Below are 13,574 nucleotides of genomic sequence, written 5' to 3'. Positions count from 1 at the left end.
GCCACCCTGATAGCCCGGCTGGCCGCCGAAACTGGTGGCCGACATCCGCGCCCTGACCCTGCGCATCAACGCCCTCGAAACGCGACACCACCGGCGTTGACGGCAGCGAACTCGACCCCGCCATCCACCGCATTGCCGTCACCCAAGCCCGACTGACCGGCACCCTCGGCCACGCCTACGACCGACACCGGCGCCGCAGCGGCGACACCCACTCATCCCCGCCACACGGCGGAGCCAAGGCGAGCGCCCACCGGGTACCGTCGAGCGCCATGCAGGCGGCGACGGTGTTCGGGGTGCTCGCGGAGCTGGCGCCCGCCGGCGGGGATCGGGTGCTCGACGTGACCCGGGGCAACCAGGCGCTGGTCTGGCTGGCCGACGCCGAGCGCGCGCCCCGCCGCAAGGAGCTCGACCGCCTCGCCGCGCTGGACGCCCTGCACCGCGAGGAGCGGCTGCTGCGCCGCGGCTGGGGTTTTCTGGCCGGCAAGACCGAGATCGAGGGCAAGTCCCGAAAAATCCGGCTGCCGCTGCTCAGCCAGCCCGTGCGGCTCGAACGCGGCCTGACCGGCTACCGGGTCGCGCCCGCCGGCGACGTCGAGGTCACGCCCCTGGTGTCCGATCGTGACCTGGCGGCGGCGCTCGAGGCCGCTCCCGGGCTGGCCGCGCCGGGCTGGCTCGACGCGATCGGCAGCAAGGCGTGGCTGATGTCGGCGGCCGAGGCGACCGGGCTGCCAGTCGACGCCCTGGTCGACGATCACCGCTACCTCCCCGACGACCGGATCGTTCTGGTCGCGAAGGCCGGCCTCTTCGTGGCGCGCGACGTCTTCGGCGCCGGGCTCAAGGACAGCCTGCGCAGCTGGGCCGGGCGCGATCTGACCGGCACGGCGCTGGCCGCCATCTACGGCGAGGAACGCGCCGACCAGCCCGACCACTCGCCGGTGCTCTCCCCGATGCCGCTGACCCCGGCCCAGGAGGAGGTGGTCGCCCGGGCGCGGACGGCGCCGATCACGGTGGTTTCCGGGCCGCCCGGGAACGGCAAGAGCCACACCGTGGTGGCGGCGGCGCTCGAAGTGGTGCATCGGGGCGGTTCGGTGCTGGTGGCCACGCAGTCGCCGCACGCGGCCGAGGTGCTGGCGGCGCTGCTCGCGCGCTATCCGGGACCGACGCCGGTGCTCTTCGGGGACGCCGGGCGTCGGGAGAGCCTGGCGGCCGAGCTTGCGGCGGGCGCGGAACAAGGCCCGGGCGAGGGAGACCTCAGAGTGGATGTCGCGGCCGTCCATCAAGCAGAGGATTCCGTACGGGTAAAGCGCTCCCAAGTCGAGCAGGCACTAGCTTTGGAGAGTCAGGCCGCCACGCTCTCTCACTGGGAACCGGAGCTACCCGCCCTCGCCGGGGACGTGCCGGGCGCCTTCGACGACGACTTCGACCCACGGCGGCTCGACCGCAAGGGACTCGCCGGGTGGTGGTTCCGTCGGCGATTGCGGGCGCGTCCCGGCGTACCCGCAAATAGAGTCACCGAAGCAATCGCCGCGGCCACCGCGCAGCGTGCCGCCGCCCACCTCGCCGCCACCGGCGGCACCGACCTCGCCCCGCGCTGGATCGCCCTGCACGCGGCCGAGGCCGAGCTGGCCACCGCGGTCGGCGCCGCCATGCGCAACGCCGCCCGCAGCCAGAAGCGCTGGGACCGCCAAGCCCGCCGCGGCGCCGCCTCCCTCTCGGCCGCCCTGAGAGCGGGCCGCAACCGCCGCCGCGAGCTGCTCGCGAGCCTGGACGCACCGCCGCTGGTCCGCGCCCTGCCGCTGTGGATCGGCACCGTCGCCGACGTCGAAGACCTGCTCCCCGCCGCCCCCGGCATGTTCGACCTCGTGGTGATCGACGAGGCGTCCCATGTGGACCAGGTCCGCGCCGCGCCGGTGCTGGCCCGCGCCCGCCGTGCCCTGATCGTCGGCGACCCGCGGCAGCTCCGGTTCGTCTCGTTCGTGAGCGACGTCGACGTGGCCGAGGTCCTCGCCCGCCACGGCGCCGACGAGCGCCTGGACGTGCGCCGGGTGAGCACCTACGACCTGGCCGCCGGCGCCGCCCCCGCCACCTGGCTGGCCGAGCACCACCGCAGCACGCCCCACCTGATCGGCTTCTCGGCCCGCCGCTTCTACGGCGACCGCATCGAGATCATGACCCGAACCCCCGCCGCCGAGGCCACCGACGCCATCGACCTGGTGAGGGTCCCGTCGGCCACGCTCGCCTGCGAGGCCGACACGGTCCTGAAGGTCGTAGGCGACCTGATCGCCGACGGCCACCGCGGCATCGGCGTGATCTCCCCGTTCCGCCCCCAGGCCGAGACCTTGGAGGCCGCCCTGGTGGCCGCCTACCCGGTAGAGCGGATCGAGGAGTTCGGCCTGCGCGTCGGCACCGTCCACGCCTTCCAGGGCAGCGAGGCCGAGGTCGTGGTCGTCTCCCTCGGCCTGCTACCCGGCGACGCGGCCGGCCGGCGCCGTTTCGTGGCCGACCCGCACCTCTTCAACGTCATGATCACGCGCGCTCGCCGCCGCTTGGTCGTGGTGACGTCGCTGGAGTCGGCGGACGGCCTGGTGGGCGACTACCTGACCTACGGCTCCGCCCCGCACTCCATATCCGATTTATCAGCTATTTCGCCCGACGGTTGGGCGAAGGAGTTGTCAGACGAGCTCACCGCCCTGGAGGTCCACGTCCGTCCCGGCTACCGAGTCGGCCCCTGGACAGTCGACCTGTGCATAGGCGACGGCGACCTCCCCACCGGCGTCTTCTGCGCCCCCCACCCCGACGGCGCCCAGCCCCACCTGAACCGCCAGCGCGCCCTGCACCGAGCCGGCTGGCGCTTACTGGACGCTTTCCCCAGCCGTTGGTCAGCCGACCCCCGCCGCGCCGCGCTGGAGTTGGCCCAGGCTGTGGACAACCCGAAGAAAACGTCGTAGGCGGCCCGTACTTTTCCCCCACCCAGTGAAGGGGGTGGGGAAGAGTAGGAGGAGCACGAAGAGCAGCCCGACGCGCGCGTGCACCCCGAGGCCTGGTCGTCGATTGTCGAGTGGGAACGCTGGCGGGCCTCGAGCGCTGGCGGGCCTCGAGCGCTGGCGGGCCTCGAGCGCTGGCGGGGCCTCGAGCGCTGGCGGGCCTCGAGCGCCGGCGAGGCCTTGAGCGCCGGCGGGGCCTCGAGCATTTGCGCGAGGCGCGTCATCGTGCGCGACGACCGGCAGGCCGGGTCGACACAGCGCGGCGTGGGCGATGGCCAGGGCGTCGATGGGTCGGACTTGCCGCGGGCTCGGGCGCCGCTGCGGGCACCGGCCACCAGCTTCGGCGGTACCCGCACCACGCACACCCTGACACTGAGGGCAATTTGCGGCCGGGGTGGACGAGGGTGAGGCGGGCGTCCACAGGTGCCGCCGGCTGGTGACGGACGCTGGGCGTGGCGGGACGCCCGAACCGCGACGGCCCGCTGGGTGATGTCGGCGTTCTCCCTATTGACCCGGATCGGCCGGCGCGGCTTCCCGCCATTACCTCACCGACGCACGCTTTCTCCTACTCCCACCAGCCATCACGGGCGCAGCAGCCGCTTGGCCGCCGCCAGGTCGACATCCGGCGGCACGTCCAAGGCGACCAGGTCGAACTGCTGGAGTCCCTCGCCGGTGCCGCCGAGCGGCGCGAAAGCGTCAAGAACCCGCTGTCGCGACCCGCCCAGCGCACCTTCGGGGAACGGGATGATCCGAATCGTGCAGTGCGGCGGACCCGGAACAGATCACACCGGCCAACCACGGCGTGGTGTCCAACCGGTCACGCGTGGGTGGGTGGGCCTACCAGACGCCCTGTGCGTCCCGCTTCGCCACGGTCTCGCGCTGCTCGTCGGTGAGCGCGTCGCCCAGGTCCTCGGCCGAGATGACCCGACGGATCTCGATGTTGGTCGGCTCCCCGTCCGCCGACGGCTTCACCGGGCAGCGCTTGAACCACTCGACGCACTCCTCCAGCGACTTCGTCTCGACCAGGAAGAAGCCGCCGACCAGCTCCTTGGTCTCGGCGAACGGCCCGTCCACCACCGTCTTCTTCTCGCCGTCGAAGTAGATCCGGGCGCCCTTGGCGCTGGGGTGGATGCCCTCGGCGGCCAGCAGCACGCCGGCGTCCATCATCTCCTGGATGAAGCCGCCCATCGTCTCGATGTCCTCGGTGGTGGCCGGCGTGCCGGCCTCGGTCTCGGCGGTGGCCTTGGTGATCACCATGAAACGCATTGCGGTCTCCTCATGTCGTGGTGCCTTCTCCTCTACGCGTCGAACGAGAAGTGGCCCACTCGACACCCGGCCCGAAAAAATTATCGGGTCGAGCTGAGTGCCGGCGCGGCCGGGACGGGGACGGTGTCCAGTGGAGCGGCCGCGGGCTCGTGGCGGACGATCTGCACCCGCGGCCACGGACGGGCCCGCACCACGATCCGGTCGCCGCTCACGCGCAGCTGCCAGACCAGGGCGACCACGGCGGCCACGAAGCAGATCAAGCCGGCGCCCCAGATGCTGGACGGCACCCCGTAGTGCTGGCCCCACCAGCCGACCACCGACGCGCCGATCGGGGTCGTGCCCAGGAAGACCAGGACGTACAGGGCCATCACGCGGCCCCGGTACTCGCCGTCCACGCCCATCTGGACCCGGTGGTTCGCGGCCTGGGCCAGGAAGATCGAGAAGAAGCCGGTGGGCAGCAGCACGGCCATCGCGACCAGGAAGTTTGGCGCGAAACCGACCGCGAACTCGAACAGGCCGAACGCCAGTGCGGCGCCCAGCACGAGGTAGACGCCGGGGCGGGCACGCCGGGCGCTGCCGGCCAGGGCGCCGCCGAGCGCGCCGACGGCCAGGGTCGTGGTGAGCAGGCCGAAGGACGACGGGCCGGCGTGGAAGTTGATTTTCGCGAGGGCGGCCAGCGTCACCGGGAAGTTGAAGCCGATCATGCCGACGACCGCCATCAGGCTGATCGGCAGCAGCAGGTCCGGGCGGAGGCGTACGTACTGAAGGCCGTCCAGCACCCGCGCGTCCTTCTTTCCGGCCACGTCCTTGCGGTAGAGCTCGGACGGCCGCATCCGCCAGTAGCTGAACACCGGCGCGACCGCCAGCGCCGTCGCGATCAGGAACACCGGTCCCGTGTGAAAGATCGCCAGCGCCACGCCGGCCAGCGCCGGCCCGCTGATCCGGGCGGTGTTGAAGGTCGCCGCCGACAGCGCGAGCGCGTTGGGCAGCAGCGGCACCTCGACCAGCTCGGAGACGAACGCCTGCCGCACGGGCGTCTCGATGGCGTTCGCGATGCCGAGCAGGCCGGCGAAGAGGAAGACGTGCCACAGACGTACGGCGCCCGAGTCCACCAGGATCGCGAAGACGATCGCGGTGATCGCGAAGGCCGCGTTGGAGGCGATCAACAGGTGGCGCTTGTCGTAGCGATCGGCGAGCCGGCCGCTGTAGAGGGTCAGCAGCAGCACCGGCACGAACTGGAGCGCGGCCACCGAACCGAGCGCGCTCGGCGAGTTGCCGGACAGATCGAGCACCAACCAGTCCTGGGCGGTGAACATCATCCACACGCCGATCAGCTTCACGAGCTGGCCGGTGGAGAAGATTCGATAGTTGCGAACTCCGAGGGACCGGAACGTGGTACTCAGCACTGCCCGCACGTGGCTGCGCCTCCCTTTCCGCCGTACGCGTCATCGACATGTGATGAAGCACGGCGACCGGGGAGCGGTCAGGCGCGGGCGACCTGCTGCAATATCTGTGCAGCCCGGACGAGCACGTCCCGATCGTCGGCGCTGAGGGCGGCCAGCTGGTCGGCCAGCCACTCGTTGCGCACCTTTTCGAACTGGGCGTACATCGCCCGCCCCTGCTCGGTGGGCGCCAGGATGACCTGCCGTCCGTCGGTGGGGTGCGGAGTGCGGACCACGAGCCCGCGATCCTCCAGCTTCCCGACGATCTTGGTCATCGTCGGGGGCTGGACCCGTTCGACGTCGGCGAGCTCGCGCGGGGTCAGCGCGCCGGCCAGTTGGAGGCTGGTCAGGGCGGAGAGCTGGCTGGACGTGAGATCACCGACCGCGCGGGTCTGCCGGACCCGCCGGTTGAGCCGCTGGATGGCCTCGCGCAGCGTCCTGGCCAGCTCGTCCGCTGTCCCTCGCTCCGTCGCCACCGGCAACTCCATCACGATACTTAGCTTAGCTAATGAGCCAGGCTAACGACTATGGGAACGCGTATGACCGCCGTCACCGGGCGCGCGGAGCACGCCCGGTGGCGGAAAGTCTAGAGAATCCACGACTCCAGGGGACCACGGAGGAAGTAGAGGACGAAGAGCACGGCGACGCCGTACAGGATGGGGTGGACCTCGCGCGCCTTGCCGGTGGCGACCTTGAGCACGACGTACGAGATGATGCCCGCCCCGATGCCGTTGGAGATCGAGTAGGTGAACGGCATCAGCGTGATCGCCAGGAACGCCGGCACGGCGATCGAGTAGTCACTCCAGTCGATCTGCCGCACCGAGGTCATCATCAGGAACCCGACCACGACCAGCGCGGTCGACGCCGCCTCGAACGGCACCACCTGCACCAGCGGCGCCAGGAACATCGCCAGCAGGAACATCACGCCGGTGACCAGGTTGGCCACGCCGGTCCGCGCGCCCTCGCCGACACCGGCCGCGCTCTCGATGTAGGACGTGTTGCTGGACACACTGGCCGCGCCGCCGGCCGCCGCGGCGACCGAGTCGATCAACAAGATTTCCCGGGTACGCGGTGGCATGCCGGACTCGTCGAGCAGCCCGCCCTCCTGGCCGATCGCCACCATCGTGCCCATGGTGTCGAAGAAGTCGGTGATCAGCAGCGTGAAGACGAACATCACGCAGACCAGCCAGCCGGCCTTCGACCACGAGTCGAGCACGTTGAAGTGGCCGATCAGCGAGAGGTCGGGGGTGCTGACGATCTTCTCGGGCAGCTTCGGCACGTTCAGCGACCAGCCGTGCGGGTTGGACACCGAGGAGCCGACGCCGGCGATGGCCTCGACGATGATCGCCAGGACCGTGCTGCCGAGGATGCCGATCAGGATCGCGCCCTTCACCTTGCGGACGAAGAGCACCAGGGTGAACAGCAGGCCGATCACGAAGACGACCGACGGCCAGCTCATCAGCCGGCCACCGAGCCCCAGCTCGACCGGGACGGTGGTGTTCTCGGCGTCCGGCACGCGGTGCACGAAGCCCGCGTCGACGAGGCCGATGATCATGAGAAAGAGCCCGATACCGACGCCGATGGCGGTCTTGAGCTGGGTGGGTACGGCCTTGAAGACCAGCGTGCGCAGACCGGTCAGCACGAGGATGGCGATCAGGACGCCCTCGATCACGACCAGGCCCATCGCGTCGGCCCAGGTCATTTCCGGGGCGATCTCGTACGCGACCAGGGCGTTCACGCCGAGGCCGGCGGCGAGTGCGAGCGGGAACCGGGCCACGACGCCCATCAGGATCGTCATTACGCCGGCCACCAGGGCGGTGCCCGCCGCGAGCGCCGCGATCGGCAGCTTGCCGCCGTCGCCGTCGGCGCCCGACCCGAGGATCAGCGGGTTGAGGACGACGATGTACGCCATCGTGAAGAAGGTGGCGAAGCCGCCGCGAATCTCACGGGACAGGTTTGATCCACGCGCAGATATCTCGAAATATCGGTCAAAAGCGTTGCGTACGCCCGCATTGGTAGTAGCGGTCGACATGCAGGCTCCTCCGGAAAGGTCGGATGAAACTCCTTCGCGCAGATGCTGTCAGATGGGATGAGCTGCGCAAAGACCCGGAGGCACCGGTCACGATGAATGATCGCCACGGACGTACCCTGTCGGTGTGACTCAGCCGAAGCCCCGGGTCGAACCACTCGACCCGCCGATGGTTCCGTTCGCGATCGCCGGCCTGGCCGCCTTCGTGATCGCGGGAGTGATCGTCGCGCTGGCCGACGGCCCGGACAGCTGGCTCGACGCCTGCATCGCCGGCTTCATCGTCGGCATCCCGGGCCTGATCACGATGATCATCCACGACCGGAACCGGCGGCGGCGCCGCGCGATCACTCACGCGGCGTTCACCGAGAACTAGCTGTGGCCGTAGTCCTCGGCCGGCTCCTCGTTCTCCACCGAGCCGTGGCCGCGGCTCACCGCGACCGACTCGACCTCGCTGTCGTCGTAGACCGTCGGCAGCTCGTCGACCGGCTGCTCGGCCGTGCCGAGCAGCGCCTCGGAGTGCGCCCCGCAGCCGTGGTCGGCGCTCACCGCGCGGCCGTCGTCGGGCGCGTAGAGGTTGCCGCAGACGCCGAACATCACGCGCAGCGTGCCGGCCAGCGGCAGGTAGAAGCCGCAGGTGCCGCAGCGGGCGTTGCGCGGGGCCGCGGTGGAGATCGGCGCCTCGGGACCGGACTCGCCGTCGTACCACCGCTGGGCGGTCTCGATGCGGCCCTCGCGGGACATCACCCGGGACCGGCCGAGGCCGAGCTCCCAGCTGACCTCCTCGACCGCGGGATCGTCGCTCAGCACGTACCCCTGGGCGAGCCGATCGTCGTCGGGCGCGGTCGGCATGAGGTCGCCCACGCCGAGGTCGCCGGGCTGGAGTCGCTCGTTCCACGGCACCCAGCCGGGGGCGAGCAGCGCGTCGGGGCCGGGGAGCAGCACCGTCTCGCAGACCGTGACGTGCCGGCTGCGCGGCACCCGGGTCACGGTCACGGCCCAGCGCCAGCCGCGGTAGCCCGCGAGATGGCTCTCGAAGAAGTGGGTCACGACCCGGTCGCCCTCGGCGATCGCCTCGAGATGCTCGCCGATGTCGGCCGCATCAACATCGGTGATGGCACCCCGAGCCACTCCGACGGCATCGGCACAAACCTGGTCGAGGCGGGCGGCGCGCGCGGTGGTCCTGGTCGTCACGTATCCATTGTCCCCTACCGGGACAGGTGAGCCGCAGGGACTCCCCCGAATTCCGCGGGCGCGGGACAGGACGCGGGTCGACCGGATGAGTCAGGATGGTTGCCATGCCGCTGCTTCCCACCCTCGGACGCACCGTCGGCACCGGGATCAAGGCCGTGCGGGTGCTGGCGCGCGGCTCCATGCGCGGCAGCGTCTGGGCGACCCGCCGCGTCGGCACCGCGCGGGCGAAGGGCGCCGCCAACGAGGTCGGCATGATCCGGCTCTTCGACCTGCACGCGATCTCCTGCGCCGGCGACACCCTCATCGCCATCGGCCTGGCCGGGACGATCTTCTTCAACGTGCCGCTGGGCGAGGCCCGCAGCAAGGTGGCGCTCTACCTGCTGATCACGATGGTGCCGTTCGCGCTGCTCGCGCCCGTCGTGGGCCCGCTGCTCGACCACTTCCGGCACGGCCGCCGCTATGCCCTCGCGGCGACCATGCTCGGCCGGGCGTTCCTGGCCTACGTGATCTCCGATCACCTTTTCGGGTGGGGCCTCTACCCGGCGGCTTTCGGGGTGCTCGCGCTTTCCCGGGCGTACGGTGTGGCCCGCTCCGCCGCCGTGCCCCGGCTTCTGCCCGAGGGCGTCGGCCTGTCCCAGGTCGGCGCGCGGGCCAGCGTCTACGGCACCTTCGCGGGCGCCGTGGTCGCGCCGCTCGGCCTGCTCGCCTTCAAGATCGGCCCGCAGTGGCCGCTGCGGGTCGCCACGCTCATCTTCGTGGTCGGCATGATCATCTCGCTGGCTCTGCCCCCGCGCGCCGACTCCGACCCGCCCGAGGCCGTCCCCCGCCCCTGGCGCGCCGCCCTCGGCCTGGGCCGCAACGGCGACCGCCCGCTCTCCGGCAAGCTCGTGATCGCCACCCTGATCGGCAGCGCCAGCCTGCGCCTGCTCTACGGCTTCCTGCTGCTGTTCCTGGCCTTCGTCATCATGGCCAACCAGCTGGACACGACGCTGCTCGGCAAGGAGGTGGGCCGCCAGGCCGCGGTCGGCGTGGTGGGCGGCGCCCTGGCCGTCGGCACGTTCCTGTCCACCGCGGTCGGCACCCGTCTGCGCATCCGCCGCCCGCTGGCGCTGCAGTCGGCCGGCCTGACCATCACCGCCGGCGTGGCGGTGCTCGCGGCCCTGTTCTACAGCCTCACCACGGTCGCCCTGCTCGCCCTGGTCACGGCCATCTTCAGCGGCATCTCGAAGCTGGCCATCGACGCGAGCATTCAGGAACGGGTCCCCGAGCGCCTGCGGGCCAGCGCCTTCGCCCACTCCGAGACGGTCCTGATGATCGCCTGGGTCGCCGGTGGCGGGATCGGCATCATCCCCCTCCCCGGCCGCCTCGGCATCGCCCTGGCCGCGCTGCTGGCGGTGGCGATGGCCGTCCGCGCCGCCTGGGCCGCCGCCCGCTTGCGCAACGAGCGCCTCTCCGGCCGCGCCGGCGAGCCCGAGGAAAAGCCCGCCGACGCCGCACCCGAGGACCGCGCCCCCACCGACCCATGGCCCGAGGCCCCCACGGTCCCGGCCCGGAATCAGCCCCACCCGCCTGCACCGCCGGCTCCCCGCGCTCCCGTCGGCACCACCACCCAGGCGCGGCCGGTCGACCAGACCAAGGTCGATCCGAGCCCCGGTAAGCCCGACGGCCGACGCTTCGGCTTCGGCAAGCGCAAGGACAAGCGCACGGAGGCGCCGCCGACGCCGCCGCCTCCGGCCGAGGCTGCCCCGAAGCCCGATCCCGCGCTCGCGCCGCCCGGGTTCCACGTCTATCGGCCCAGCCCGGCGGGGCAGGATCTGAACGGCGACATCCCGCAGGACGACGACCGCTGATGGCCTATCCGCTGCTGGTGGTCACCGCCGTGGCCGCCGAGGCCGAGGCCGTCCGCGCCGGGGCTGACCCCGACCACGTGGTCGTCGAGCCGGTCGGGGTGGGCCCGGCCGCGGCCGCCGCGGGCACGGCCCGGCTGCTGGCCACCCGCCGCTACCGCGCGGTCATCAGCGCGGGGATCGCCGGCGGGTTCGCCGGGCGGGCGCCCGTCGGGGCGACGGTGCTGGCCACCCGCAGCATCTCGGCCGACCTCGGCGCCGAGTCGCCCGACGGCTTCCTCCCCATCGAGGAGCTCGGCTTCGGCACCAGCGTGCTCGCCGCCGACCCGGTTCTGCTCAAGGGGCTGCAAACGGCGCTGCCCGAAGCCATCTCCGGCGACGTGCTCACGCTCGCCACCGTCACCGGGACGGCGGCCACCGCCCGAGCGCTGGCGGAACGCTTTCCGCAGGCCGTGGCCGAGGCCATGGAAGGGTTCGGGGTCGCCGTCGCGGCCGCGGGACTTCCGTTCGCCGAGCTGCGGACGATCTCCAACCCGATCGGGCCGCGGGATCGGGCCGCCTGGCGGCTCAAGGAGGCGTTCGCGGCCTTATCCACAGCTTCGGGCGCCCTGTGGACAGCCTGTGGATAACTTCACCGTGTGGGATGAGAGACACCCGTCGCGCCGCGCGGGAGCCCGATGTCGGGTCTAGCGTGAGGTTCGTGGCGCTTTCACTCGCGGTCTCTCCGTGTCCCAATGACACGTTCGTCTTCCACGCCCTGGTGCACGGGCTCATTCCCGGCACCCCCGAGGTCAACCTGACCTTCGCCGACGTGGACGTCACGAACACGGCGGCGGAGCGGGGCGAGTACGACCTCGTCAAGGTCAGCTACGCGGCGCTGCCCTGGCTGCTCGACGACTACGAGCTGCTGCCGACCGGCGGCGCCCTCGGGCGTGGGTGCGGCCCGCTCGTCCTGGCGCGGACCGCCGATCAAGACCTGACCGGCGCGACCGTCGCCGTGCCCGGTGACCGCACCACGGCGTATCTCCTCTTCCGTCTTTGGGCCGAGCAGACCGGGCAAAAGCCGGGGAAGATCGAGGTGGTCCCGTTCCACCAGATCATGCCGGGGGTCGCCGACGGCACCTACGACGCCGGCCTGGTGATCCACGAGGCTCGGTTCACGTACCAGCGCCATCAGCTCGTCGCGCTGAAGGACCTGGGCGAGTGGTGGGAGGCCGAGACCGGCCTGCCGATCCCGCTCGGCGCCATCCTCGCCAAGAAGGGCGTCGTCGACCCGGCCCTGGCCACCGAGTGGATCCGCAACTCGGTGAGCATGGCCTGGGCCAACCCGGCCGCGAGCGAGGAGTTCATCCTCGCCAACGCGCAGGAGATGGAGCCCGACGTGGTCAAGCAGCACATCGACCTTTACGTCAACGAGTTCACCCTGGAACTGGGCCGAGACGGACTCGCCGCCGCCGACGCCCTCTTGCAGCGTTCGGCGGCGGCGGGTCTGACGCCGTCGGTGAAGCCCTTCCTGTAAAGGTCAGGCCTCGAACTCCTTCGCGACCGCGTGCACGACCTGCGCGATCTTCTGCGACGTCTTCTTGTCGGGGTAGCGCCCCCGCGACAGGCTCGGCTGCACCTGCGACTCCAGCACCTTGATCATGTCTTCGACCATGCTGTGCAGCTCTTCGGCTGGACGGCGGCGCAGCTCGGCCAGCGACGGCGGCGCGTCGATGAGCTTGACGCCCATCGCCTGCGCGCCCTTGCGGCTGTCCACCACGCCGAACTCGAGCCGCTGACCCGCCTTCAGCTCGGTCACGCCGGTCGGCAGCGCGCCCTTGGGCAGGAACACGTCACCGCCCTCATCGCTGGTGACGAACCCGAATCCCTTCGCCGCGTCATACCACTTCACTCGACCCGTGGGCACCGCTGACCTCAACTTCACTCAATGGAAACAACCGCTCACCGCAAGGCTACTGAAGGCGCGGGCTAGTACCCAACTGCAATCTCGCGCAGCAGCGCCGGGAAACCGGTGAGATCCGTCAGGACGTACGCCGCGCCGGCCGTCCGCAGCTCGTCCGGCGCGCACGGTCCGGTCGCCACGCCGATGCCGGGCACCCCCGCGGTTCCGGCCGCGACCATGTCGGCCACGTGGTCGCCGACGTACCAGCGCACCCCGTGCTCGGTCAGCGCGGCCGCCTTGCCCTCGGCGAACAGGTCGCCGGCGAGCTCGTCGACGCGCATGCCCAGATGGTCGAGATGCAGACGCGCGAGCCGGCCCAGCTTCGAGGTCACGACGACCACCCGCAGGCCGAACTCGCGCACCGCGGCCAGCGCCTCGATCGCGCCGGGCATCGGCACGCTGGGCGCGATCGCGTGCTCGGCATAGAGCGCGCGGTAGGTGACCACCGCCTGCTCGAGGTCCTCGGCCGGAAACCACTCGGCCAGCTCCACCCGCAGCGGCGGCCCGAGCCGGGTGACCGCCAGATCGGCGTCGACGTAGACGCCGGTCTTGGCGGTCAGCGCCACGTACGCGGCATGGATCCCCGGCCGGGAGTCGATCAGGGTCATGTCCAGATCGAAACCGACCGCCGCAGTCACGCGGGGGTGGACGGGATGTAGGTCAGGCGGTCCACCGGCAGCGGAAAGGTCAGGTCGTCACCGAACGGCGAGGGCGCGGCGGCGCGGTCGGCCAGGAACTCGGAGACGGAGTGCGGGCCCTTGTCGGGCGCGACACCGGTCGACGGACGCGCGCCGGCGCCGCCTCGGACGTCGGTACCCGGCAACTTGTTCTGAGCCACTGGTCTCCCCTTCAGGTGTTCGCGGAACCGGG

General features: G+C 71.4%; 14 protein-coding genes. 5 read left to right on the top strand and 9 right to left on the bottom strand.

The window, feature by feature from the left end:
- Window positions 1-269: 269 nt before the first annotated feature.
- The gene (locus tag ACZ6TB_RS34855) at window positions 270-2,948 is read left to right on the top strand and encodes an AAA domain-containing protein (protein ID WP_465561802.1); all 2,679 of its coding nucleotides are present in this window, start codon (window positions 270-272) and stop codon (window positions 2,946-2,948) included.
- 617 nt (window positions 2,949-3,565) lie between these two features.
- Here ACZ6TB_RS34855 and ACZ6TB_RS34850 read toward each other — a convergent pair.
- From ACZ6TB_RS34850 to ACZ6TB_RS34830, 5 genes are all read right to left on the bottom strand, one after another.
- On the bottom strand, window positions 3,566-3,739 hold the full coding sequence (locus ACZ6TB_RS34850; RefSeq protein ID WP_465561967.1) for a DUF4265 domain-containing protein: 174 nt from the start codon (window positions 3,737-3,739) through the stop codon (window positions 3,566-3,568).
- 82 nt (window positions 3,740-3,821) lie between these two features.
- Window positions 3,822-4,250, bottom strand: coding sequence for a YciI family protein (locus ACZ6TB_RS34845; RefSeq protein ID WP_465561800.1), 429 nt, complete (start codon window positions 4,248-4,250; stop codon window positions 3,822-3,824).
- Window positions 4,251-4,330: 80 nt separating this feature from the next.
- Window positions 4,331-5,665 carry an MFS transporter gene (locus tag ACZ6TB_RS34840; protein WP_465561798.1) on the bottom strand — a complete coding sequence of 445 codons (1,335 nt, stop codon included), beginning with the start codon at window positions 5,663-5,665 and terminating at the stop codon, window positions 4,331-4,333.
- A gap of 68 nt (window positions 5,666-5,733) precedes the next feature.
- Complete coding sequence (locus ACZ6TB_RS34835; RefSeq protein ID WP_465561965.1) at window positions 5,734-6,180, bottom strand: MarR family winged helix-turn-helix transcriptional regulator; 447 nt, start codon at window positions 6,178-6,180, stop codon at window positions 5,734-5,736.
- A 98-nt stretch (window positions 6,181-6,278) separates the two neighbouring features.
- Window positions 6,279-7,724, bottom strand: coding sequence for an NCS2 family permease (locus ACZ6TB_RS34830; protein WP_465561796.1), 1,446 nt, complete (start codon window positions 7,722-7,724; stop codon window positions 6,279-6,281).
- Between the two features lie 166 nt (window positions 7,725-7,890).
- On the opposite strand from ACZ6TB_RS34830, the gene ACZ6TB_RS34825 reads away from it, so the two are divergent.
- Complete coding sequence (locus ACZ6TB_RS34825; protein WP_465561963.1) at window positions 7,891-8,094, top strand: DUF2530 domain-containing protein; 204 nt, start codon at window positions 7,891-7,893, stop codon at window positions 8,092-8,094.
- Here ACZ6TB_RS34825 and ACZ6TB_RS34820 read toward each other — a convergent pair.
- On the bottom strand, window positions 8,091-8,912 hold the full coding sequence (locus ACZ6TB_RS34820) for a DUF3027 domain-containing protein (protein ID WP_465561794.1): 822 nt from the start codon (window positions 8,910-8,912) through the stop codon (window positions 8,091-8,093). The two genes, ACZ6TB_RS34825 and ACZ6TB_RS34820, sit on opposite strands and share 4 nt — an antisense overlap.
- 104 nt (window positions 8,913-9,016) lie before the next feature.
- Between ACZ6TB_RS34820 and ACZ6TB_RS34815 the strand changes: the two genes are divergently transcribed.
- The 3 genes from ACZ6TB_RS34815 to ACZ6TB_RS34805 all read left to right on the top strand — a co-directional run bounded on the left by ACZ6TB_RS34815 (window position 9,017) and on the right by ACZ6TB_RS34805 (window position 12,278).
- Entirely contained in the window at window positions 9,017-10,762 is a 1,746-nt protein-coding gene (locus ACZ6TB_RS34815) for an MFS transporter (protein ID WP_465561793.1), read from the top strand.
- A complete protein-coding gene (locus ACZ6TB_RS34810) occupies window positions 10,762-11,388 on the top strand; it encodes a futalosine hydrolase (RefSeq protein ID WP_465561791.1) in 627 nt (208 codons plus the stop codon). The genes ACZ6TB_RS34815 and ACZ6TB_RS34810 overlap by 1 nt, the downstream gene beginning before the upstream one ends.
- A 71-nt stretch (window positions 11,389-11,459) precedes the next feature.
- Window positions 11,460-12,278, top strand: a complete 819-nt coding sequence (locus tag ACZ6TB_RS34805) for a 1,4-dihydroxy-6-naphthoate synthase (RefSeq protein WP_465561790.1) — start codon at window positions 11,460-11,462, stop codon at window positions 12,276-12,278.
- 3 nt (window positions 12,279-12,281) lie between these two features.
- On the opposite strand, the gene ACZ6TB_RS34800 is transcribed toward ACZ6TB_RS34805, so the two are convergent.
- From ACZ6TB_RS34800 to ACZ6TB_RS34790, 3 genes are all read right to left on the bottom strand, one after another.
- Window positions 12,282-12,668 (bottom strand): cold-shock protein, encoded by a 387-nt coding sequence (locus ACZ6TB_RS34800; RefSeq protein WP_465561788.1) that lies wholly within the window; start codon window positions 12,666-12,668, stop codon window positions 12,282-12,284.
- 62 nt (window positions 12,669-12,730) lie between these two features.
- Window positions 12,731-13,342: an HAD family hydrolase gene (locus ACZ6TB_RS34795; RefSeq protein WP_465561786.1), complete on the bottom strand. Its 612-nt coding sequence runs from the start codon at window positions 13,340-13,342 to the stop codon at window positions 12,731-12,733.
- On the bottom strand, window positions 13,339-13,542 hold the full coding sequence (locus tag ACZ6TB_RS34790) for a hypothetical protein (RefSeq protein ID WP_465561785.1): 204 nt from the start codon (window positions 13,540-13,542) through the stop codon (window positions 13,339-13,341). Before ACZ6TB_RS34790 ends, ACZ6TB_RS34795 begins: the two co-directional genes overlap by 4 nt.
- Between the last annotated feature and the right edge of the window lie 32 nt (window positions 13,543-13,574).

The sequence above is a fragment of the Actinoplanes sp. NPDC051537 genome, from assembly GCF_055586105.1.
Note: the sequence above shows the minus strand (reverse complement) of the source record. Positions and strands in the feature narration are given on the sequence as shown.

Excerpts from the sequence above, each read along its gene's own strand:
- ACZ6TB_RS34855 (WP_465561802.1), top strand. The coding sequence starts at position 270 with ATGCAGGCGGCGACGGTGTTCGGGGTGCTCGCGGAGCTGGCGCCCGCC.
- ACZ6TB_RS34845 (WP_465561800.1), bottom strand. The coding sequence starts at position 4,250 with ATGCGTTTCATGGTGATCACCAAGGCCACCGCCGAGACCGAGGCCGGC.
- ACZ6TB_RS34835 (WP_465561965.1), bottom strand. The coding sequence starts at position 6,180 with ATGGAGTTGCCGGTGGCGACGGAGCGAGGGACAGCGGACGAGCTGGCC.
- ACZ6TB_RS34830 (WP_465561796.1), bottom strand. The coding sequence starts at position 7,724 with ATGTCGACCGCTACTACCAATGCGGGCGTACGCAACGCTTTTGACCGA.
- ACZ6TB_RS34825 (WP_465561963.1), top strand. The coding sequence starts at position 7,891 with ATGGTTCCGTTCGCGATCGCCGGCCTGGCCGCCTTCGTGATCGCGGGA.
- ACZ6TB_RS34815 (WP_465561793.1), top strand. The coding sequence starts at position 9,017 with ATGCCGCTGCTTCCCACCCTCGGACGCACCGTCGGCACCGGGATCAAG.
- ACZ6TB_RS34810 (WP_465561791.1), top strand. The coding sequence starts at position 10,762 with ATGGCCTATCCGCTGCTGGTGGTCACCGCCGTGGCCGCCGAGGCCGAG.